Origin of the sequence: Pseudomonas sp. LAP_36 (assembly GCF_019456785.1) — a bacterium.
GTDB classification, from domain to species: Bacteria; Pseudomonadota; Gammaproteobacteria; order Pseudomonadales; family Pseudomonadaceae; genus Aquipseudomonas; species Aquipseudomonas tritici.
The window spans coordinates 295,296-309,746 of the sequence record NZ_JAHZMS010000003.1 but is presented as its reverse complement, the minus strand read 5'-3'; the positions used below and the strand labels follow the sequence as shown (position 1 = coordinate 309,746).

The window sequence follows — 14,451 nt, the reverse complement described above, 5'->3', positions numbered from 1 at the left end:
GAAGCCGCCCAGCGCGGGGCAAGCCCGCTCACTACAGTTCTTGGCTTCAGGCCTGCGCTAATTCCGCATGCTCATCCGCATTCAACAATTCCTTATCCGTCTGGCCCATGATCTGGCTGGTAATTGCCCCCGCCGTCATCGAACCGTTCACGTTCAACGCCGTGCGGCCCATGTCGATCAGCGGCTCCACGGAAATCAGCAGCGCTACCAGTGACACCGGCAAACCCATGGCCGGCAGCACGATCAGCGCGGCAAATGTCGCCCCGCCGCCCACGCCTGCAACACCTGCCGAACTCAAGGTCACAATCGCCACCAGCGTCGCAATCCACAGCGGGTCCAGCGGGTTGATGCCCACGGTTGGCGCTACCATCACCGCCAACATCGCCGGATAAAGGCCCGCGCAACCGTTCTGGCCGATGGTCGCGCCAAAGGAGGCGGCGAAACCGGCGATGGATTGCGGGATGCCCAGGCGACGAGTCTGCGCTTCAATGCTCAGCGGGATCGACGCGGCGCTGGAGCGGCTGGTGAAGGCAAACGTCAATACCGGCCACACCTTGCGGAAAAAACGCAGCGGGTTAATCCCGGCTAAAGACAGCAGCAGGCCGTGCACCATAAACATCAGGCCCAGCGCCAAGTACGACACCACCACAAAACTGCCGAGCTTGATGATGTCTTGCAGGTTGGAGCCGGCGACCACTTTAGTCATCAGCGCCAATACGCCGTAGGGCGTCAGCTTCATGACCAGGCGCACCAGGCGCATCACCCAGGCTTGCAGGGTGTCGATGGCGTTGAGTACTTTTTGACCTTTTTCCACGTCATCCTTGAGCAGCTGCAGCGCGGCAACGCCCAGGAAGGCCGCGAAAATCACCACGCTGATAATCGACGTCGGCTTGGCGCGCGCGAGGTCGGCGAACGGGTTGGCCGGCACGAACGACAGCAGCAATTGCGGGATATTCAGGTCGGCGACCTTGCCGGCGTAATCGCTCTGGATCACCTGCAGGCGTGCCATTTCCTGGGTGCCGGCCACCAGGCCTTCGGCGGTGAGGCCGAACAGGTTGGTGAGGCCAATACCGATCAGCGCGGCAATCGCGGTGGTGAACAGCAGCGTGCCGATGGTCAGGAAACTGATCTTGCCCAGGGACGAGGCATTGTGCAGACGCGCCACGGCGCTGAGGATCGAGGCGAACACCAGCGGGATCACGATCATTTGCAGCAGTTGCACGTAGCCGTTGCCGACCAGGTCAAACCAGCCTATGGACGCTTTGAGTACCGGATTACCATCGCCGTAGATCGTGTGCAGCACGGTGCCGAACACCACGCCGAGAACCAGGGCGAATAGAACCTTCTTGGCGAGGCTCCAGTGTGTGCGACGGGTTTGTGCCAGGCCCAGCAACAGGGCCACGAACACCAGTAAGTTGAGAATCAGGGGCAGATTCATTAGAGCTCCGTTGAGAAGGCAGCCAATCGCGTGAGCCTGCGATTGCGAACCGGCAAGCCTAACAGCTTGAAATATATTGATTTAATACCGATATGGAATGGTCAGTGTCGTTTTTGGAATAAGCATTTGCCGCTCAGGCGTATGAGTGTGACGGGATCAGGACGCGCACGGTCGTGCTCGAAGTGGGAACTGTCACAGGGATTTGTTAGCGTCGACGTCTTTCACTCAGGGAGACAACGCCTATGAAGTTCGTGCCGAAATTACTCGCCGCCGCATTCTGCCTCGGACTCGTCAGCCAGGCGTTCGCCGCCACCGAGCTGAAGCACTGGCCCGCGCCGGCGGCCAAGCAACTGAATGAAATGATCGCCGCCAACGCCAACAAGGGTAATTTCGCGGTGTTCGACATGGACAACACCAGCTACCGCTACGACCTCGAAGAATCCCTGCTGCCCTACATGGAAAACAAGGGCCTGATCACCCGTGACAGCCTTGATCCATCGCTCAAACTGATGCCGTTCAAAGACACGGCCGACCATAAGGAAAGCCTGTTCAGTTACTACTATCGCCTTTGCGAAGTGGACGACATGGTCTGCTACCCATGGGTCGCCCAGGTGTTCTCGGGCTTCACCCTCAAGGAGCTCAAGGTGCAGGTCGATGAGCTGATGGCCTCCGGCAAGCCCGTGCCCGTCAGCTATTTCGAAGGCGACGTGGTGAAGAAGTCTGAGGTGCAACCGCCGAAAGTCTTCACTGGCCAGGCCGAGCTGTATAACAAGCTGATGGAAAACGGCATCGAGGTGTATGTGATGACCGCCGCCTCGGAAGAGCTGGTGCGCATGGTCGCTGCCGATCCGAAGTACGGCTACAACGTCAAACCCGAGAACGTCATCGGCGTGAGCACCTTGCTCAAGGACCGCAAGACCGGCGAACTGACCACCGCGCGCAAACAGATCACTGCCGGCAAATATGACGAGAAGGCCAACCTCGGCCTGGAACTGACCCCCTACCTGTGGACCCCGGCCACCTGGATGGCCGGCAAGCACGCGGCGATCCTCACCTATATCGATGAGTGGAAAAAACCGGTGATCGTCGGCGGCGATACCCCGACCAGCGACGGCTACATGCTGTTTCACGATGTGGACGTAGCCAAAGGCGGCATCCACCTGTGGATCAACCGCAAGGACAAGTACATGACGCAGCTTAACGGCATGATCGCCAAGCACGCAGCGGCGCAGGCCAAGGAAGGGTTGCCGGTGACGGCGGACAAGAATTGGGTGATTGTGAAGCCTGAGGATATTCAGTAAGCGTCTTCAGTCGAAGTGCGGTCAGTGTGGGAGCTGGCTTGCCTGCGATGGCATCGCCCCGGTGTATCAGGTACACCGCAGTGTCTGCATCGCAGGCAAGCCAGCTCCCACATTTGATCTCCGGTAGATTGGAGATTCGGCCAGGCAAAAAAATGCCCCGCACATGGCGGGGCATTTGTATGCGCGAGGCTTATAGGCCGTCGAGCATCGCTTTGTTACGCACAGCGCCCTTGTCGGCACTGGTCGCCAACAACGCATACGCCTTCAACGCCGTGGTGACTTTGCGCGGACGCTTCTCCACCGGTTTCCAGCCTTTCTTGTCCTGCTCGACCCGGCGTGCCGCCAGTTCTTCATCGCTGATCAACAGGTTGATCGAACGGTTCGGAATGTCGATCAGCACCTTGTCGCCATCTTGCACCAAACCAATCGCGCCACCGGCAGCGGCTTCTGGCGAAGCGTGGCCGATGGAAAGGCCCGAGGTGCCGCCGGAGAAACGACCGTCGGTCAGGAGCGCGCAGGCTTTGCCCAGGCCTTTGGATTTCAGGTAGGAGGTCGGGTACAGCATCTCCTGCATACCCGGGCCGCCTTTCGGGCCTTCGTAGCGGATGATCACGATGTCGCCTTCCTTCACTTCGTCGGCGAGGATGCCGCGAACCGAGCTGTCCTGGCTTTCGTAGATCTTGGCGCGGCCCTCGAAGACGTGGATGGATTCATCCACACCGGCGGTTTTCACCACGCAGCCATCGAGGGCGATGTTGCCGTACAGCACGGCCAGGCCGCCTTCCTGGGAGTAGGCGTGCTCGACACTGCGGATGCAGCCGTTCTCACGGTCGTCATCCAGGGTGTCCCAACGGGTCGACTGGCTGAACGCGGTTTGCGTCGGGATGCCCGCTGGGCCTGCCTTGAAGAAGTGATGCACGGCTTCATCGTCAGTCTGGGTGATGTCCCACTTGGCGATGCCTTCGGCGAGCGTCTTGCTGTGCACGGTTGGCAGGTCGGTGTGCAGCAGGCCGCCACGGGCCAGGGAGCCAAGGATCGAGAAGATCCCGCCGGCGCGGTGCACGTCTTCCATGTGGTACTTCTGGATGTTCGGCGCGACTTTGCACAGCTGCGGCACGTGACGGGACAGACGGTCGATGTCGCGCAGGTCGAAATCGATCTCGGCTTCCTGGGCCGCGGCCAGCAAATGCAGGATGGTATTGGTGGAACCGCCCATGGCGATGTCCAGGGTCATGGCGTTTTCGAACGCCTTGAAGTTCGCGATATTGCGCGGCAACACCGATTCATCGTTCTCGGTGTAGTAACGCTTGCACAGCTCGACGATGGTGCGGCCGGCCTGCAGGAACAGCTGCTCGCGGTCGCTGTGGGTGGCCAGTGTCGAACCGTTGCCCGGCAAGGCCAGGCCCAGGGCTTCCACCAGGCAGTTCATCGAGTTGGCGGTGAACATGCCGGAGCACGAACCGCACGTTGGGCAAGCGCTGCGCTCGTATTCCGCAACCTTCTCGTCAGAAGCGTTGGAATCGGCGGCGATCACCATGGCGTCGACCAGGTCGAGGCCGTGGGACGCGAGTTTGGTCTTGCCGGCTTCCATCGGCCCGCCGGAGACGAAGATCACCGGGATGTTCAGGCGCAGGGCGGCCATCAACATGCCAGGGGTGATCTTGTCGCAGTTGGAGATGCACACGATGGCGTCGGCGCAGTGAGCGTTGACCATGTATTCCACGGAGTCGGCGATGATCTCGCGGCTCGGCAGGGAATACAGCATGCCGTCGTGGCCCATGGCGATGCCGTCATCCACGGCGATGGTGTTGAATTCCTTGGCTACGCCGCCAGCGCGCTCGATCTCGCGGGCGACCAGTTGGCCCAAGTCCTTGAGGTGGACGTGGCCGGGTACGAACTGAGTGAACGAGTTGGCAATCGCGATGATCGGCTTCTTGAAGTCGTCATCTTTCATCCCCGTGGCGCGCCACAGTGCGCGCGCGCCGGCCATGTTGCGGCCATGGGTGGATGTTTTCGAGCGGTAATCAGGCATTGGAGCACTCCGGGCGGCTAATCGGTATCAAAGGGGAGTGAGCTTCTATTGACGTCTGGAACACCCGAAAAATGGCACTGGTGTCCGGAAGTTGCCGCAAACGTGACGGGATCGCCGTGCGCATTGGCCTTGAGCTCATAAACCCGCCGGGGGATGACTGGCGATGAATAGGCCGATTCTACACCGCTGGCGGCTGGAGGGAATGGCCGTCTACCCGCAGGAGCGCGCATTTGTCATCCAACCCCACAGGCTGAAGACAATGAAGCTCACGCCGATGGTCAACAACAAATGAGTCCCGGTTTGCGCCAGCGCAGCGCTGCTGGCGGCTGCGGTCAGGAACATGATGCTGTTCCCCGCCGATGCCGCCGTCCCTGCGCTGCTGGAAAACAGCAGCATCGCCGCTGAAATCGCCGCGGGCCGAACCAGCGTCACGGCCAGTGCGCTGATCAGCATGGGGATCAACAGGCTCACGGTGTTGATGGCATCAAGGCTGACGATCAGCGTCAGCAGCACCCCCGCGATAAGTAACAATCCGAGACCGATATTGATTTGCCGGGCCAATGGAATGTGTTTTTGCAGATAGGAGGCCGCCACGCCACCGAGCAAATAGGCCACGCCGTACACCATCAGCACCAGCGCGTACTGGTATTCGGAGAGCTTCAACGCATCCATGAAAATCAGCGGTGTCACGCTGATCAGGGCGAAGTAGCAGGCAAACACCAGCGCTGCGATCCACCAGTAGCGCAGGAAGTCGCGATGACGTGCGACGGCTTTCAGCGTGCCGAAGATCGATACAGGCGCGCGGTGCGGGCTGGCGGACTTGGACGGCAGGATGCAGAACGCGTGGATCAACATGCCCAGCGCCATCAGCGCAAAGCCGTAGAAGCTGCCTTGCCAGTCGAAGGTGGTTTGCAGCCATGAGCCGATCAGCGGTGACAGCGCGACAAATGAGCCGCTGAGGGTCATGTAATAGAGTCGTACGCGAGCGCGGTCTTGTTCGTCGAACAGGTCTTCTACCAGTGCGTGGCCGAGTACGAAGAAGCCACAACCCATTGCCTGGACGCTGCGAAACAGCAGGAAGGTCAGGTAGTCCGGCGCCAGCGCGCAACCGATAGCACCCAGGATAGAAAGGGTGATGCAGCCGATCAGGACTTCCTTGCGGCCCCATTTATCCGATAACGGGCCGGCGACCAATTGAGAGATCGAAAAGACCAGTGTGAACAGGCTGATGGACAGTGCGACGTCTGCGGTAGGTGTGTCGAACCTGGCGGCCAGGGCGGGGAATGAGGGCAGCAGGATATTGATCGGGAAGAAGCTGATCAGGGAAATGCAGGTGATCAGGATGAAGCGGGAGCGCATGGAGCCAGACATTGTTTTTGTTTTCCGGAGTAACACCAGAAACCGATACTAGTCTGCGAAAAATGGAATTCAATTAAAACTATTGTGGGAGGCCTCTTGGATCCACGTGGTTTGCGGCGGTAGGAAAAATCCTTCTGGCACAACACAAAAAAATGTGGGAGCTGGCTTGCCTGCGATAGCGGTGTAACAGATTAAAAATCTGTAACTGATACACCGCTATCGCGGGCAAGCCCGCTCCCACCTTTGATCTGCGTGTTACTTAGCTATTGGGCAACAACCGGCACGTAATGCTTTTGATATACCGCGTCTCGACAATCGCCGGGTGCACCGGATGATCCGGACCCTGGCCACCACGCTCTAGCATCTGGATATTGCGATCCAGGTGGCGGGCGCTGGTCAGCAGGATGTTTTGCAGGTCGTCTTCCGGCAGGTGCATGGAGCACGACGCGCTGACCAGGATGCCGTCCTTGCTGAGCAGGCGCATGGCTTGCTCGTTGAGGCGGCGGTAGGCGCCTTCGCCGTTTTTCATGTCTTTTTTGCGTTTGATGAAGGCCGGTGGGTCAGCGACGATCACGTCGAAGCGTTCTTCGCTGGCTTTCAGCTCTTTGAGGGCTTCGAAGACGTCGCCTTCAATGCAGGTCATCTTCTCGGCAACGCCGTTCAGTGCCGCGTTGCGCTCCACGCCGTCGAGGGCGAAGGCGGAGGCGTCGACGCAGAACACTTCACTGGCGCCGAAAGCTGCTGCTTGCACGCCCCAGCCGCCGATGTAGCTGTAAAGGTCGAGTACACGCTTGCCTTTGGCATACGGGGCCAGGCGGGCGCGGTTCATGCGGTGGTCGTAGAACCAGCCGGTTTTCTGGCCCTGGATGACCGGGGCTTCGAATTTCACGCCGTTTTCTTCCAGGGCGACCCATTCAGGTACCAGGCCGAACACGGTTTCGACGTAGCGGTTGAGGCCTTCGGCGTCGCGCGCGGCGGAGTCGTTCTTGAACAGGATGCCGCTCGGCTTGAGCACTTGGGTCAGCGCAGCGATCACGTCTTCCTTATGCGCTTCCATGGTCGCCGAAGCGATCTGCACCACCAGGATGTCGCCGAAACGGTCGACTACCAGGCCCGGCAGCAGGTCGGAATCGCCGTAGACCAGGCGGTAGAACGGCTTGTCGAACAGGCGATCACGCAGTGACAGCGCCACGTTGATCCGGTGCACCAGCAGCGACTTGTCCAAAGGCAGCTTGATGTCGCGCGACAGCAGGCGGGCGCAGATCAGGTTGTTCGGGCTCATGGCCACGATGCCCAGGGTCTTGCCGCCGGCTGCTTCCAGGATAGCCTGGTCGCCTGCCTGGAAGCCGTGAAGTGGGGTGGCCGCCACGTCGATTTCGTTGCTGTAGACCCACAGGTGGCCGTTGCGCAAACGGCGATCAGCGTTGGGTTTGAGGCGCAGGCTTGGCAGGGACATGACGTCGCTCCGGAAAAAAGAGCGGGAGTATACCGTGTTGCACAGGACTCTGTGACGCCGCCGGACATGTGGGCTGTGATGCCCCTGTGGGAGCCGGGCTTGCCCGCGATGCAGGCGACTCGGTATGTCTGTTACTGCGAGGTGATGCTATCGCAGGCAAGCCAGCTCCCACATAACCCGGTTCCCACATTGAATCGGGTTTCAGTTCGGGTTTTTGAGGTGTCGGTCAAGTCTTCATAGGGGTTAGAATCCCCGCCTAGCCCGGAGTATGTACTTATGTCCCAAGAGCTTTCCGCCGAACAGATCCAGCAGACCTTGCAAGGCATCAGCGTGCCGCCTCAACCGCAGATCATGGTGGATTTGCAGATGGAGCAGTACATGCCCGACCCGGACCTGGAGGTGATCGCGCGGTTGATCTCCCAGGACCCGGGCCTGTCCGGTGCGCTGCTGAAGATTGTCAATTCGTCCTATTACGGCCTCAGCAACAAGATCGCCTCGATCCAGCGCGCAGTGAACCTGTTGGGCAGCCGTTCGATCATCAACCTGATCAACGCCTTGTCGATCAAAGGCGAAATGAGCGACGACACCATCGTCACCCTCAACCGCTTCTGGGACACCGCCCAGGATGTGGCCATGACTTGCCTCACTCTGGCCAAGCGCACCGGGTCGCAAGCCGTAGACGAGGCATATGCCTTGGGCCTGTTCCACGATTGCGGCGTGCCGCTGATGCTCAAGCGCTTCCCCAACTATATGACGGTGCTGGAACAGGCATACGCCAACGCCGGCCCCGACTCCCGCGTGGTCGACACCGAGAACAACGCGTTCAACACCAACCATGCGGTGGTGGGCTACTACACCGCCAAGTCCTGGCGCCTGCCGGAACATGTAACCGATGCCATCGCCAACCACCACAATGCCCTGGCGATTTTCAGCGATGAGTCGTCGCGCAATTCCCAACTGAAAAACCTGCTGGCGATCCTGAAAATGGCCGAGCACGTCTGCTCGTCCTACCGCGTGCTGGGCAACCAGGCGGTCGACCATGAGTGGAATACCATCGGCCACCTGGTGCTGGACTACGTGGGGCTGTCGGACTACGACTTCGAGAGCATGAAGTTGTCGATCCGCGAGCTGGGCGCGCACTGACCCTTCCTTCACGAGGTACACATGCCCGAGTTACCAGAAGTCGAAACCACCCGGCGCGGCATTGCACCGCACTTGGAAGGCCAGCGCGTCAGCCGTGTGGTGGTGCGTGAACGGCGCCTGCGCTGGCCGATCCCGGAAGACCTTGATGTGCGCCTGTCCGGGCAGCGCATCGTGCTGGTGGAGCGGCGGGCCAAGTACCTGTTGATCAATGCCGAAGTGGGCACCCTGATCAGCCATCTGGGCATGTCGGGCAACCTGCGCCTGGTGGAAGTCGGCATGCCGGCCGCCAAGCATGAGCATGTGGATATCGAGCTCGAATCCGGCCTGGCCCTGCGTTACACCGACCCGCGGCGTTTCGGCGCGATGCTGTGGAGCCAGGACCCGCACAACCATGAGCTGTTGATTCGCCTGGGGCCAGAGCCGCTGACGGACCTGTTTGATGGCGATCGCTTGTTTCAACTGTCCCGTGGACGGTCGATGGCGGTGAAGCCGTTCATCATGGACAACGCGGTGGTGGTGGGCGTGGGCAATATTTACGCGACGGAAGCGCTGTTTGCAGCGGGGATCGATCCGCGTCGCGAGGCGGGCGGCATTTCGCGAGCGCGTTATTTGAAGCTGGCGATTGAGATCAAGCGCATCCTGGCCGCCGCTATCGAGCGCGGTGGTACGACGCTGCGGGACTTTATCGGCGGTGATGGGCAGCCGGGGTATTTCCAACAGGAGCTGTTCGTTTATGGCCGCGGCGGCGAGGCGTGCAAGGTCTGCGGGACTGAGTTGCGCAATGTGGTGCTGGGGCAGCGGGCGAGTGTGTTTTGCCCTAAGTGTCAGCGCTGAACCTGTGTGATGGCTGAAATCGCCATCTCAGGCCTGTCTGCTCCCACATTTGAATGTGTTCACACATCCAATGTGGGAGCTGGCTTGCCTGCGATGAGGCCCTTCCAGGCCCTGAAAAAGCTCAAGCCTTACCGGTAATCTTCCGGTACTTCTCCATCAACTGCTCTTCCGTCTCCGGATGGGCTTCATCCAGCGGAATGCAATCTACCGGGCACACTTGCTGGCACTGAGGTTCGTCATAGTGGCCGACGCACTGGGTGCACAGGTTAGGGTCGATCACGTAGATCTCTTCGCCTTGGGAAATCGCGGCGTTCGGGCACTCGGGTTCGCAGACGTCGCAGTTGATGCAATCGTCGGTGATGATCAGGGACATGGAAACTCCTGCCAGGGCTGTCAGCCAAGGCATCTGAAAACTAATGCGCGCAATTGTGCCGCATTGGCGCCCGCAGTGCGAGCAGGCGCCGATTCAGCGGTCTTATTTCTTGAAGCGCAGTGTCAGCGCATCGGCCACGGCCGGGTGCACGAACTTGGTGATATCGCCGCCCAAAGCGGCAATTTCACGGACCAACGTCGAGGAAATGAACGAATAACGTTCCGACGGCGTGAGGAACAGGCTTTCCACGTCCGGCGCCAATTGGCGGTTCATGTTAGCCAGCTGGAATTCATATTCGAAGTCCGACACGGCGCGCAGGCCACGCAGGAACACATTGGCGTTCTGCTCTTTGGCGAAGTGCGCCAGCAGTGTGGCAAAGCCCACCACTTCCACGTTGGGCAGGTGTTTGGTGACCTCACGCGCCAGCTCCACGCGCTGTTCCAGGGGAAACAGCGGGTTTTTCTTGGGGCTGGCCGCGACCGCGATGATCACATGGTCGAACAAGCGTGAGGCGCGTTCGACCAGATCGCCATGGCCTTTGGTAATCGGGTCGAAGGTACCTGGGTACAACACTCGGTTCATCGCGTCGTCCTGGCGGAGTCCGTTGGGGAACCGGATGGTATCGCAGCCATCCCGGTCGGCCAAGTCGACTTATGTAGATACATGCCGCTTATCGCGCGTTTTTTCATGCTGTTTTCAGACGTTCGGCCAAAGCCGTCGCCAGTTGCGCGGTCAAACCGTACACCGATAATTGTGGATTGGCCCCAATACTGGTGGGGAATAGCGAGCCATCGTGGATCGACAGGTTGCGCAGTTGGTGATGACGACCGAGGCTGTCGGCCACGGCGTTTTTCGGGTCTTCACCCATGGCACAACCGCCCATCACATGGGCGCTGCCCAGGCAGGTGCGGTGCAGTTCCAGGTTGAGGCCGTCGATCAGGCTGCGCGCTTCGGCCAGGGTTTTCACGTAGCGCGCGTCGTGGTGCAGCGGCTTGACTGACTTGGCGCCCGCCGCGAACTGGATCTCGGCCATGCTGTGGAACGCGCGGCGCAGGCCGTCCCAAGCGTAATCCGAGACTTGATAGTCGAGCACTGGCGTACCATCGCCGCGCAATTCCACGCGGCCACCCGGGCTGTCGGGGTGGAAGCCGTCGCGCAGTAACGCCAGCATCGCGTGGGTGTTGGGCAATTGGCTCATATCCAGAGCGTTCTGGGTGCCATAGCCGCCGAGTAGGGTGCTCGCCAACGCGGGGTGTAAGGGTGGCGCCTCTAGCTTGTAGGACATTTTGCCGGTGGTGCCGTCCTGCCATTGGAAATGGTCGGAATAGATCGACTGGGGGGCGCCGTAGAACGGGTTGATCACCTCATCGAATAGACCCGCGGAGAAATTCACCAGATGCAGGAAGGTGCGCTTGCCCAACCGCGAATGCGGGTCCGGAGCACTTGAGCGCATCAGCAGTGCCGGGCTGTTGATACCACCGCCCGAGAGTACGTAATGCTTGGCTTTTACCGTGATCTTACGTCCGGTCGGCGCCACGCACAGGTCGTCCAGGGCTACGCACTCCAGGCTGTTGATGGTGTCGCCGTTGTAGACGAGGCGTTCGGCGCGTGCCAGGTAAAGCAGCTCGCCGCCCTTTTCCAGGGTGGAGGGAATAGTGGTCACCAGCATCGACTGCTTGGCGTTGACCGGGCAGCCCATGCCGCAATAGCCCAGGTTAAAGCAGCCGCGCACATTGCGCGGGATCACGTGCCAGCTGTAGCCGAGCTTTTCGCAACCTTTGCGGATCACATCATTGTTCGGGTTGGGCGGCAGGGCCCAGGGCGCGATGCCCAGGCGTTGTTCCATCTTTTCAAACCAGGGCGCCATCTCGGCGCTGCTGTGACCCTTCACCGTATATTCGCTGGCCCAATGGGCGAGGGTGGCGTCCGGGGTGCGAAAGCTCGACGTCCAGTTGATCAAGGTGGTGCCACCTACCGCCCGACCCTGCAGGATGGTAATCGCGCCGTCCTTGCTCATGCGGCCGATGCCCTCTTGGTACAGGCTGGTGTAGGCCTCGTCCTCGAGCAGCTTGAAATCGCTGCTGGTCTTGAGCGGGCCTTCTTCGATCAGCAGCACTTTGTAGCCAGCAGCGCTGAGGATTTCGGCGGTGGTGCCGCCACCTGCGCCGCTGCCGATGATCGCCACGTCGGCTTCCAGGGTCAGGTCGCTGTCGAGGGCGGCGCCGTTATAGGTTTTCCAGCCACGGGCCATGCCGTCGCGGAACAGATCAGGTACGGGCATAGGTATGCACTCTTATTTTTGTACGGAGTTGCGGTCAATGTGGGAGCTGGCTTGCCTGCGATGGCGGTCTGTCTGGCAGTGCATTTATGGCTGATCCACCGCTATCGCAGGCAAGCCAGCTCCCACATTTGATTGGGTTATCAAGGCTAAATCTTCGGCGGGCCCGGATAGCCGCAATGCGCCCAGGACGCCGGCTGGAAGTACCAGGCCATGATCACCAGCTTGAGCAGCGAGCCTTGGCCCATGCGCAGCAGGTTCAGGTAGCTGTTTTCCCAGCGGTGCAAAAAGTTGCGGATCTGTTCGCCGCTGGCGTTTTCCCAACTGCCCCAGATCCCGGTCAACGGCCCACGGGTAATGCCCATGCCCAGCACGTCGAACAGGTGCTGGGTGAGCTTGAACATCTCCGGCGACAGGCGCTGCAGGCTGAAGTCGAGCTTCTTAAGCGTGTCTTCAATCCCGCGGGCGACTTCCTGGGCGCTGGCGACGCCTTCGAGCAGCACTGGGATAACCGCGCGCAAGAAGGGCAAGTCACTGCTGCGCAACATGGCAAAGCCGCTGGCCGGCGTGCTGCTGGAGCAACCGCTGAGGCTGGCGCCGAGCCCGGCGGTGGCCAGGAAGGCGCTGGCACACAAGCCGATTTTCAAGACGCCGCGCCGTGAAAGCGCAGGTGAATCAGTCAGGCTAGGGTTCATTGTTATTGTTATCCCGTGGGTGGCGGTATCAGCGAACGAACAGCTTCTGGATCAACTTCTGGATTGATTTGCCGTAGGGCGGGTAGATCAACTTCGCCGCGTTCAGGCGTTGTTTCACCAACACACCCTTGGCTTTGCTGAAGGTAAGAAAACCTTCGTGACCGTGGTAATGCCCCATGCCCGAGGGGCCGATGCCGCCGAACGGCATATCGTCCTGGGCCACGTGCAGCAAGGTGTCGTTCAGGCACACGCCGCCGGAATGGGTTTCGTGGAGCACGCGGTTTTGCTCGCCCTTGTTGTAGCCGAAGTAATACAGGGCCAGTGGGCGAGGGCGCTGGTTGATGTAGGCAAAGGCTTGGTCGATGCCGCGATAGGGCACGATCGGCAGCACCGGGCCGAAGATTTCGTCCTGCATCACGGTCATATCATCGCTGACATTCAGCAGCAGGCTGTGAGCCATGCGCCGCGCCTGGCCCTGGTCGTACAGCGGGATCAGGGTGGCGCCCTTGTCGGTGGCGTCTTTCACGTAAGCGTTGAGCCGGGCCAGTTGTCGCTCGTTGATGATGGCGGTGTAGTCCGGGTTGTCGGCCAGGGTCGGATAAAACCCGTGAATGGCCTGGGTGTAGGCCTCGACGAAACCCTCGACACGATCTTCCGGCACCAGCACGTAGTCGGGCGCCACGCAGGTCTGGCCGGCGTTCAACGCTTTACCGAAGGCAATGCGCTCGGCAGCGTCCTTGAGCGGTACATCAGCGGACACGATGGCTGGCGACTTGCCGCCCAACTCGAGTGTGATCGGCGTGAGGTGTTCGGCCGCTGCACGCATTACATGCTTGCCGATGCTGGTGGCACCGGTAAACAACAGGTGGTCGAAGGGCAGCTTGGAAAACGCCATGCCTACTTCGGCTTCACCCAGCACCACGCACACCAAATCCTCCGGGAAGACCTTTGCCAGCAGCGCCTTGAGCAGTTCGCCGGTCGCGGGGGTAGATTCGCTGAGCTTGAGCATCACCCGGTTACCCGCCGCCAACGCGCCGACCAGCGGACCGATGGCCAAGTACAGCGGGTAATTCCAGGGCACGATCACGCCGATAACGCCCAAGGGCTGGTAGATAACTTTGGCCGAAGCCGGTTGGAAGGCAATGCCTACAGCTCGCCGGGACGGTTTCATCCAGCCCTTCAGGTGTTTGCTGGCATAGTGAATGCCATGCAGGCTGGGCATCAGTTCGGCGAACAGGGTTTCGTCGGCGCTGCGGTGGCTGAAGTCCTGGCTGATCGCGTTGATCAACGCCTGGCGCTCGTCGCTGAGCAAATCACGCAGCGCCTTCAGCCATTGTTGGCGCTGTGCGGCCGGTGGCATCGGGTTGGCGGCGTAGGCGCAGCGTTGCGCATCGAACAGGGTCTGGAGTTGATCCAGCGCCTGGGAATCTTGCAAGTAGGCAACGTTGGCAGACATGGCGGCGTTCCCGATTGTTATAGGTCTGCCTGGGTTTTTAGAGTCATTACTCTAAATTGTCAAATAACATTGCAGCCACATGCAGA

General features: G+C 60.3%; 12 protein-coding genes. 3 read left to right on the top strand and 9 right to left on the bottom strand.

The genetic code is table 11. The annotated features are described in order from the left end of the window. Positions 1-46 precede the first annotated feature (46 nt). Positions 47-1,438 (bottom strand): L-cystine transporter, encoded by a 1,392-nt coding sequence (locus JBO08_RS12500; RefSeq protein WP_065871975.1) that lies wholly within the window; start codon positions 1,436-1,438, stop codon positions 47-49. 242 nt (positions 1,439-1,680) lie between these two features. On the opposite strand from JBO08_RS12500, the gene JBO08_RS12495 reads away from it, so the two are divergent. Beyond that, complete coding sequence (locus JBO08_RS12495) at positions 1,681-2,739, top strand: haloacid dehalogenase-like hydrolase (RefSeq protein WP_220074692.1); 1,059 nt, start codon at positions 1,681-1,683, stop codon at positions 2,737-2,739. Between the two features lie 190 nt (positions 2,740-2,929). On the opposite strand, the gene ilvD is transcribed toward JBO08_RS12495, so the two are convergent. The 3 genes from ilvD to JBO08_RS12480 all read right to left on the bottom strand — a co-directional run bounded on the left by ilvD (position 2,930) and on the right by JBO08_RS12480 (position 7,586). Further along, a complete protein-coding gene (gene ilvD / locus JBO08_RS12490) occupies positions 2,930-4,771 on the bottom strand; it encodes a dihydroxy-acid dehydratase (protein WP_220074693.1) in 1,842 nt (613 codons plus the stop codon). Between the two features lie 210 nt (positions 4,772-4,981). Then, entirely contained in the window at positions 4,982-6,142 is a 1,161-nt protein-coding gene (locus JBO08_RS12485; RefSeq protein ID WP_065891350.1) for an MFS transporter, read from the bottom strand. Positions 6,143-6,389: 247 nt separating this feature from the next. After that, entirely contained in the window at positions 6,390-7,586 is a 1,197-nt protein-coding gene (locus tag JBO08_RS12480; protein ID WP_049711083.1) for a class I SAM-dependent rRNA methyltransferase, read from the bottom strand. Between the two features lie 330 nt (positions 7,587-7,916). Between JBO08_RS12480 and JBO08_RS12475 the strand changes: the two genes are divergently transcribed. Both JBO08_RS12475 and mutM read left to right on the top strand, forming a co-directional pair. Continuing rightward, a complete protein-coding gene (locus JBO08_RS12475; protein WP_175403042.1) occupies positions 7,917-8,729 on the top strand; it encodes an HDOD domain-containing protein in 813 nt (270 codons plus the stop codon). Positions 8,730-8,750: 21 nt separating this feature from the next. Continuing rightward, positions 8,751-9,563 carry a bifunctional DNA-formamidopyrimidine glycosylase/DNA-(apurinic or apyrimidinic site) lyase gene (gene mutM / locus JBO08_RS12470; protein ID WP_049711085.1) on the top strand — a complete coding sequence of 271 codons (813 nt, stop codon included), beginning with the start codon at positions 8,751-8,753 and terminating at the stop codon, positions 9,561-9,563. A gap of 121 nt (positions 9,564-9,684) precedes the next feature. Here the strand turns inward: mutM and JBO08_RS12465 are convergent, their stop codons facing one another. From JBO08_RS12465 to JBO08_RS12445, 5 genes are all read right to left on the bottom strand, one after another. Next, positions 9,685-9,936, bottom strand: coding sequence for a YfhL family 4Fe-4S dicluster ferredoxin (locus JBO08_RS12465; RefSeq protein ID WP_003195146.1), 252 nt, complete (start codon positions 9,934-9,936; stop codon positions 9,685-9,687). Between the two features lie 102 nt (positions 9,937-10,038). Then, on the bottom strand, positions 10,039-10,518 hold the full coding sequence (gene coaD, locus JBO08_RS12460) for a pantetheine-phosphate adenylyltransferase (RefSeq protein ID WP_049711086.1): 480 nt from the start codon (positions 10,516-10,518) through the stop codon (positions 10,039-10,041). A gap of 103 nt (positions 10,519-10,621) precedes the next feature. After that, a complete protein-coding gene (locus JBO08_RS12455) occupies positions 10,622-12,217 on the bottom strand; it encodes a GMC family oxidoreductase (protein ID WP_065910013.1) in 1,596 nt (531 codons plus the stop codon). A gap of 146 nt (positions 12,218-12,363) precedes the next feature. Then, positions 12,364-12,909, bottom strand: a complete 546-nt coding sequence (locus JBO08_RS12450) for a twin-arginine translocation pathway signal protein (RefSeq protein ID WP_220074694.1) — start codon at positions 12,907-12,909, stop codon at positions 12,364-12,366. Between the two features lie 28 nt (positions 12,910-12,937). Next, positions 12,938-14,365, bottom strand: coding sequence for a coniferyl aldehyde dehydrogenase (locus JBO08_RS12445; RefSeq protein WP_220074695.1), 1,428 nt, complete (start codon positions 14,363-14,365; stop codon positions 12,938-12,940). Between the last annotated feature and the right edge of the window lie 86 nt (positions 14,366-14,451).

Excerpts from the sequence above, each read along its gene's own strand:
- JBO08_RS12450 (WP_220074694.1), bottom strand. The coding sequence starts at position 12,909 with ATGAACCCTAGCCTGACTGATTCACCTGCGCTTTCACGGCGCGGCGTC.
- JBO08_RS12485 (WP_065891350.1), bottom strand. The coding sequence starts at position 6,142 with ATGTCTGGCTCCATGCGCTCCCGCTTCATCCTGATCACCTGCATTTCC.
- JBO08_RS12495 (WP_220074692.1), top strand. The coding sequence starts at position 1,681 with ATGAAGTTCGTGCCGAAATTACTCGCCGCCGCATTCTGCCTCGGACTC.
- JBO08_RS12500 (WP_065871975.1), bottom strand. The coding sequence starts at position 1,438 with ATGAATCTGCCCCTGATTCTCAACTTACTGGTGTTCGTGGCCCTGTTG.
- mutM (WP_049711085.1), top strand. The coding sequence starts at position 8,751 with ATGCCCGAGTTACCAGAAGTCGAAACCACCCGGCGCGGCATTGCACCG.
- coaD (WP_049711086.1), bottom strand. The coding sequence starts at position 10,518 with ATGAACCGAGTGTTGTACCCAGGTACCTTCGACCCGATTACCAAAGGC.
- JBO08_RS12480 (WP_049711083.1), bottom strand. The coding sequence starts at position 7,586 with ATGTCCCTGCCAAGCCTGCGCCTCAAACCCAACGCTGATCGCCGTTTG.
- JBO08_RS12445 (WP_220074695.1), bottom strand. The coding sequence starts at position 14,365 with ATGTCTGCCAACGTTGCCTACTTGCAAGATTCCCAGGCGCTGGATCAA.
- ilvD (WP_220074693.1), bottom strand. The coding sequence starts at position 4,771 with ATGCCTGATTACCGCTCGAAAACATCCACCCATGGCCGCAACATGGCC.
- JBO08_RS12455 (WP_065910013.1), bottom strand. The coding sequence starts at position 12,217 with ATGCCCGTACCTGATCTGTTCCGCGACGGCATGGCCCGTGGCTGGAAA.
- JBO08_RS12465 (WP_003195146.1), bottom strand. The coding sequence starts at position 9,936 with ATGTCCCTGATCATCACCGACGATTGCATCAACTGCGACGTCTGCGAA.